Source organism: Frankia sp. AgB1.9 (assembly GCF_016786355.1).
Lineage (GTDB): Bacteria > Actinomycetota > Actinomycetes > Frankiales > Frankiaceae > Pseudofrankia.
In genome coordinates, this window is the sequence record NZ_JADWYX010000050.1 from 1 (window position 1) to 6983 (window position 6983).

Sequence of the window (6983 nt, forward strand, 5' to 3'; positions counted from 1 at the left end):
CCCACCCCGCAACCCGCCATTTCTGCCTGTCGCGGGGGCTCGGAGTTGTGTATAAGAGACTGGGGGGGGGGCCCCGGCGGGGACCCCCACCACCCGGTGGGCTGAATGCCTGTCTTGTCTGGTTTTTTGCTGTTAACGACCGAATATCGCCAGCGTTCACGGAAAGCCCCGACCCGCGATACGCGCGGTCGCTGAGCCGTCCCCGGATGGGCGCGCCGCAGGCCAAGTCGGGTATGAACGGCGTCCGGCGGCGGCGCGGCCCCGGGCTGGATTGGCGGCCGTCGTGAACGCCGTGGGCCGTTCTCGGCGTCGGCGGCCGGCATTTGGCGGGGCAAGGCGGCGAGGTCGCGAGTGCCCCGCGGGTCGGCACGCACGGTGTTCGCGCGTAACCCCCCGATCTGACTAGCTGGAACGTGCCACCCCGCTGTAGCCCGAGGTCGGCCCCGGCACCGTTTGCCGTGGACCGGCGTGTCGCGCGGACACGCAAGGGCCAAACGTCCGCGGCGGCCTCCAGCCCCGAGGGGACAGGCTGCGCCGCGGCCACCGCCCGCGTCGCCGCGGCGTTCGAGCGCCCCTTCCGGGCGTAGGTCGTTTTGCTTTGCGGACTCGCGTTATGAATTTGTTGCCGGGATTGTGTCAGGCAAGGAAATTTTTTCCGACCCGCTATGGCGAAAAGTTACAGGGAAACGTCGGACGGTGTCTGCGGACCTCATTCGGAAGGAACGGCGCGGCGGTGCTTCAACCGCCGAGAGTGGCCGCTTCGACCGCGTCGGATTCGCCGTCGGATGCCGGTATCTTTCGCCGGCCACGGCGCGGCAACGCGGCGGCACGATCGTTATCGGTTGACCGCCTGGACACGCACAGGCATGGTCTGTACAGCCCCACCAGGCTCAGCCGGTGCCACCGCGCAGAGATCACTCTGCGGCCGGCTAGAATTCCCAGGAAGCTTCTCGGCTACGCGTCGTACCTACCGGACGGGTAGCCGGGGACCCGCGTGAAACCGACCCGGGTGCGTCCGGACAAGCCGGTCGCGCCCGTAGTACGGCACCTGGAGACGTTGTTTTTCGAGATGACCAAGGCTGTGGCGCACGCCCGTACTGGCCCGCCCGCGCGTCATCGCGCGATCGGCCGAGGGCCCGCTGCTCCGGTGGCGAAACCGGCGCGGTGATGATGCCCACGACAGGCCAGTCCGGCGGGCCCGTTCGGTCGCAGCGGCGCGGCCTGGGGCGTGGCCGTCGCGGCGGGATGGCAGCCGTCAACCCGCAGCCCGTACTCCGGTGTCGCCGCGGGCGTCACTGGCTCAGGAGGACCAGTCGATGACCAGGACTTCCAGTCAGCTCGACCCAGTCCGCCCCACCCGGCCGGGCGACGCGGCAACCGCGTCGGTCCCCGCGGCCAGCACCTTGTCCGCGCCGGCGACGGCGGCCCGGGAACTCGTCGTCGTCGTGACCCCGTTCGCCGAACCGAACGCGGCGCTGGTGGCGGCGGTCGAGCGGGCGGGTGGCCTGGGAGTACTGGATCTGGGCCGCGACGCCGCCCGCGCCCGGCGGGCGCTCGCCGACGCCGCCCGCTGGTGCGACGCCTTCGCGGTCCGCGTCGGCCCGGCGGCTCCGCTGCGCCCGGCGGACCTGCCGGCCGGCGTCGACACCGTCCTGCTCGCCGACCCTGACCTGCTCGCCGCGACGCGGCCCACGGGCATCGCCGCGACGCGGCCCACGGACACGGCCGAGCCCGCGAACTGGGACGTCGCCAGCGCGGCCGGCCCCGCGGCCCAGCGCCGGGTGCTCGTCGAGGTGACCTCCGTGGCCGGAGCGCGCGCGGCCCTGGCGGCCGGCGCGGACGGCGTGGTCGCGCGCGGCAGCGAGGCCGGCGGCCTGGTCGGCGACCTGACGACCTTCACTCTCCTGCAGCACCTGCGCGCCGCGAGCCTCACGACCACGTCCGGCGCGCCGGCCCCGTTCTGGGCCGCCGGCGGCATCGGACCGCACTCGGCGGCCGGCGCGGTCGCCCTCGGAGCGGTCGGCGTCGTCCTGGACGCCCAGCTCGCTCTGGTCCGCGAGGTCGAGCTGCCCGCCGAGGTGGCCAGCGCCATCCGGGCCATGGACGGCAGCGAGACCACTCTGCTCGGTGACCACCGGGTCTACATCCGCCCGGACCTTCCGGTCGCCCGCCTGGCCGCCGCCCCGGCCAACAATTCCGCCCCGCCGCGGGCCACCGGCGAGATCGCCTCCGACCTGCGTGACACCGGCGGCGAGATCGCCTCCGACGGCACCCTGCCAGCCGGAGCCGGCGCCACGCCGACCGCGGCCGAGATCGCCACCCGGCTGGGTGCCAGGGACCTGCGGGCCCAGCTGCTCCCGATCGGTCAGGACGGGGCTTTCGCCGGCCCGCTCGCCGACCAGCACGTCACCGCCAGCGGCGTCGTCGGCGCCGTCCGCGCCGCGATCGTCGACCAGCTGGCCACCGCGGCGAGCCTGCGTCCGCTCGCTCCGGGCGCGCCGTTCGCCGCCGCGCGCGGCCTGCGCTACCCCCTCGCTCAGGGCCCGATGACCCGGGTGAGCGACGTCCCCGCCTTCGCGAAGGCGGTCGCCGACGGCGGTGGGCTGCCGTTCCTCGCGCTCGCGCTGCTGACCGGCGAACAGTCGCGGGCCCTGCTGGCCGAGACGGCCGAGCTGCTCGGCGACGCGCCGTGGGGCGTCGGCGTCCTCGGCTTCGCGCCTCCCGAGGTGCGCAACGCGCAGCTTGAGGCGGTCCTGGCGGTACGGCCGCCGTGCGCGCTGATCGCCGGTGGCCGGCCGGCCCAGGCCACGCCGCTGGAGGCCGCCGGGATCGACACCTTCCTGCACGTCCCCTCGCCGGGGCTGCTGGACCGGTTCGTCGCCGACGGCGCGCGCAAGTTCGTCTTCGAGGGCCGGGAGTGCGGCGGGCACGTCGGCCCGCGGGCGAGCTTCGCGCTCTGGGAGGCCCAGGTCGCCGGGCTGCTGGCCGCCGGCGAGCGGGCCGGCGGGACGTTCTTCGAGGAGCTGCACCTGCTGTTCGCAGGCGGGGTGCACGACGAAGCGTCGGCCGCCGCCGTGGCGGCCGTCGTGGCGCCGCTCGCGGCCCGCGGCGCCAAGGTCGGCGCGCTGATGGGCACCGCTTACTTGTTCACGGACGAGGCGGTGACGACCGGCGCGATCCAGGCCGGTTTCCAGGACGCGGCCCTGGCCTGCGAGCGGACCGTCCTGCTGGAGACGTCGCCCGGGCACGCCACCCGGTGTGTCCGCTCGCCGTTCGTCGACACCTTCCTCGCCGCGCGGGCCGACCTGGCCGCCGCCGGGCGTGGCCGCCAGGAGATGTGGGCCGAGCTGGAGAGCCTGAACCTCGGTCGGCTGCGGATCGCCAGCAAGGGCGTCCGCCGTGACGGCGGTGCGCTGGTGACCGTCGACCCGGCGACCCAGGCCGCCGAAGGCATGTTCATGATCGGTCAGGTGGCCGCGCTGCGGGCCGAGCGGACCACGGTCCCGGCGCTGCACGAGCAGGTCACCACCGGCGCGGGGGAGGCGCTCGCCCAGCGGGCCGCCGAGCTTGGCCTGGTCACCGCCGAGGTCCCGGCCCAGGCCGGCACCGAAGCGGCGCACGACGGAACGCGGCGGGACGCCGCGGCGCGGTCGGTGGCCGCGGTCCGCGAGACGGCCCGGCCGCTGGACATCGCGATCGTCGGGATGGCGGCTGTCTTCCCGGGTGCCCCGGACGTCGAGACGTTCTGGGCGAACATCGTCTCGGGCGTCGACGCGGTCACCGAGGTGCCGGCGGACCGGTTCGACGCGGACCTCTTCTACGCCGAGGACGCGTTCGTCAAGGACGCCGGGAAGATGACCCCGTCGAAATGGGGCGGCTTCCTGCCGCCAGTGCCGTTCGACGCGCTTGCCTACGGCATCCCGCCGCGCTCGCTGCGCAGCATCGAGACCGGCCAGCTGCTCGCGCTGGAGGTCGCGGCCCGGGCGCTGCGGGACGCCGGCTACGACACGGGGATCGGCGGTCAGGACCGGTCCGGCGCCCGTCGGCGCGCCGGCCGCGCGTTCGACCGGTCACGTACCTCCGTGGTCTTCGGCGCCGAGGCGGGCGCCGACCTCTCCGGCGCCTACGGGCTGCGGGCCGGCTTCCGCGCCCTGCTCGGCGACCTGCCGGCCGAGCTCGACGACCACCTGCCGGAGCTGGACGAGGACTCGTTCCCGGGCATCCTGGCCAACGTCATCGCCGGTCGGGTCGCCAACCGGCTCGACCTCGGCGGGTCGAACTTCACCGTCGACGCCGCCTGCGCCTCGTCGTTCGCCGCCCTCGACGCCGCCTGCAAGGAGCTCGTCGCCGGCAACGCCGACATGGTGCTCTGCGGCGGCGCCGACACCCACAACGGCCTGAACGACTTCCTGATGTTCGCCTCGGTGCACGCCCTGTCGCCCAGCGGCAAGTGCGCCTCGTTCGACTCGTCCGCCGACGGGATCACCCTCGGCGAGGGCGTCGCGGTGGTCGTGCTCAAGCGGCTGGCCGACGCCGAGCGCGACGGCGACCGCATCCAGGCCGTGGTCCGGGCCGTCGCCGGCTCGTCCGACGGACGGGCGCTCGGCCTGACCGCGCCGCGCCGCGCCGGCCAGGTCCTCTCGCTGGAGCGCGCCTACGGGCGGGCCGGGGTGTCGCCGTCCGAGGTCGGCCTCGTCGAGGCCCACGCCACCGGCACCGTCGTCGGTGACCGTACCGAGCTCTCGACCCTCACCGACGTGTTCACCGAGCACGGCGCCGAGCCGGGCAGCATCACCGTCGGCTCGGTGAAGTCGCAGATCGGGCACACGAAGTGCGCCGCCGGCATGGCCGGCCTGATCAAGGCCACCCGGGCGCTCGCGGCCGGCGTGCGCCCGCCGACGCTGCACGTCACCAAGCCCAACCCGGCCTGGGAGGCCGGGTCCAGCCCGTTCGCCTTCGAGCGCACCGCGCGCCCGTGGGCGGCGCCGGCGGCCGAGCGCCACGCCGGGGTGTCCGCGTTCGGCTTCGGTGGGACGAACTTCCACGTCGTGCTCTCCGCGTACGACGGCGCGCCCGAGCCGGCGCACGGGCTGGGCCTGTGGCCGGCCGAGCTGTTCGTCGTCCGCGGCGCGGACCGGGCGGCCGCGGCCCGCCGGCTCGACCGGCTCGCCGAGCTGGCCGAGACGAACGAGTCCTCCGGGCGGCCGTGGCGGCTGCGCGACCTGGCCCGCACGGTCGCCGACGACCGGTCCGGGCCGGTCCAGCTCGCTTTCGTCGTCGCGGACCTGGACGAGCTGCCGACCGCGCTCGCCCGGGCGCGCTCCTTCCAGCCGGACCCGAGGGCCGGGCTGTTCGTCGCCCCGGACAAGGCCGACCAGACCGACAGGGCCGACCAGGCCGACGACGCCGCGGGGCCTGGCCGGGTCGGGTTCCTGTTCCCGGGCCAGGGCAGCCAGCGGCCGGGGATGCTCGCAGACCTGTTCGTCGCGTTCCCGCGGCTGCGCGAGCTGCTCGCCTACGGCCCGCACCTGGCCGACACGATGTTCCCGCCGGCTCCGTTCGGCCGGGCCGAGGCCGACGCGCAGGCCGCCGCGATCACCGACACCCGGGCCGCCCAGCCGATCCTCGGCCTCGCGGACCTGGCGATGACCGAGCTGCTGGGCACCCTGGGCATCCGCGCCGACGACCTGGCCGGCCACTCGTACGGCGAGCTGGTCGCGCTCACCGTCGCCGGCGCCCTGGACCGGGCCGATCTGGTCGGGCTCTCCGAGGCGCGCGCCGCCGCGATCCTCGCCGCGGCGGGTGACGACCCGGGCACCATGGCCGCCGTCTCCGCCACTGCCGAGAAGACCCGCGCCGCCCTCGCCGGCGCCGGTGGCCTGGCCGACCAGGTGGTCCTCGCCAACCAGAACGCACCGAAGCAGACGGTCATCTCCGGCACGACCGCCGCCGTCGGCGCCGCGCTCACCGCGCTGTCCGCCGCGGGCCTCACCGCCAAGCAGATCCCCGTCGCCGCCGCGTTCCACAGCCCGGTCGTGGCCGGTGCCGCCGCCACGCTCGCGGACGTGCTCGCTGGGCTCGACGTCCGCCCGGCCGACACGCGCGTCTGGTCGAACACGACCGGCGCGCCCTACCCCGGCACGGGTGACGAGGTGCGGGCGACGCTCGCCGGCCAGGTGGCCGCACCGGTCCGGTTCGTCGAGCAGGTCGAGGCGATGTACGCCGCCGGGGTCCGCACGTTCGTCGAGGTCGGGCCCGGCCGGGTGCTCACCGGCCTGGTCGGCAAGATCCTCGCCGGCCGGCCGCACCGGGCCGTCGCCACCGACGTCGCCGGCGAGCCGGGGCTGCGCCGGCTGCTCCTCGCCGTCGCCGAGCTCGCCGCGGCGGGGGTCCCCGTCGACGTCGCCCCGCTGTTCGCCGGCCGGGACGCCAAGGCCGTCGCCGCGGCCGACGCGCCGCGCCGGCCCGGCTGGCTGGTCGACGGCGCCTTCGTGCGCACCGCGGACGGCCGTCCGGTCGCCGGCGGCCTCAAGCCGCCGACGGTCCTGTCGCTCGCCGCGCCGCTCGTCCCGGACGCAGCGCCCGGGTCGGTCCTGCTGCCCGCCGAGCCAGACGTAGCCAGGCCGGTCGACGCGGCCGTGCTGGAGTTCCTGCGGACCACGCGAGACCTGGTCGCCGCACAGCGCGACGTCGTGCTGGGCTACCTCGGCCAGGGCGGCGCACGCGACCTGGGCCACGACGGCGCCCTGCTCGACGGGCTGGGCCTTGGGAGCGTCACGCCCCGGGCCTTCCAACCGGGTGGCACGCAGCCGGCCGGGCGCGCACTGGCGATCCCCGCGCAGGCCGTGCCGGTGGAGCCGGCGGTCGCCCAGGCGCCCGTCACCCCCTCGAACGATGTGCCCGCCGGGCCGGTGGGCCGTGGCGTGGTGTTGGACGCGGTGGTGGAGGTGATCGGTTCGCAGACGGGTTATCCGGCGGAGATG

Annotated in this window: 1 protein-coding gene; it reads left to right on the plus strand. The window is 75.7% G+C overall.

What is annotated here, in order from left to right; all coding sequences use genetic code 11:
• Positions 1 to 1316: 1316 nt before the first annotated feature.
• A partial coding sequence (locus I6A60_RS20740) for a type I polyketide synthase (RefSeq protein WP_238435871.1) occupies positions 1317 to 6983 on the plus strand: 5667 nt, incomplete at its 3' end.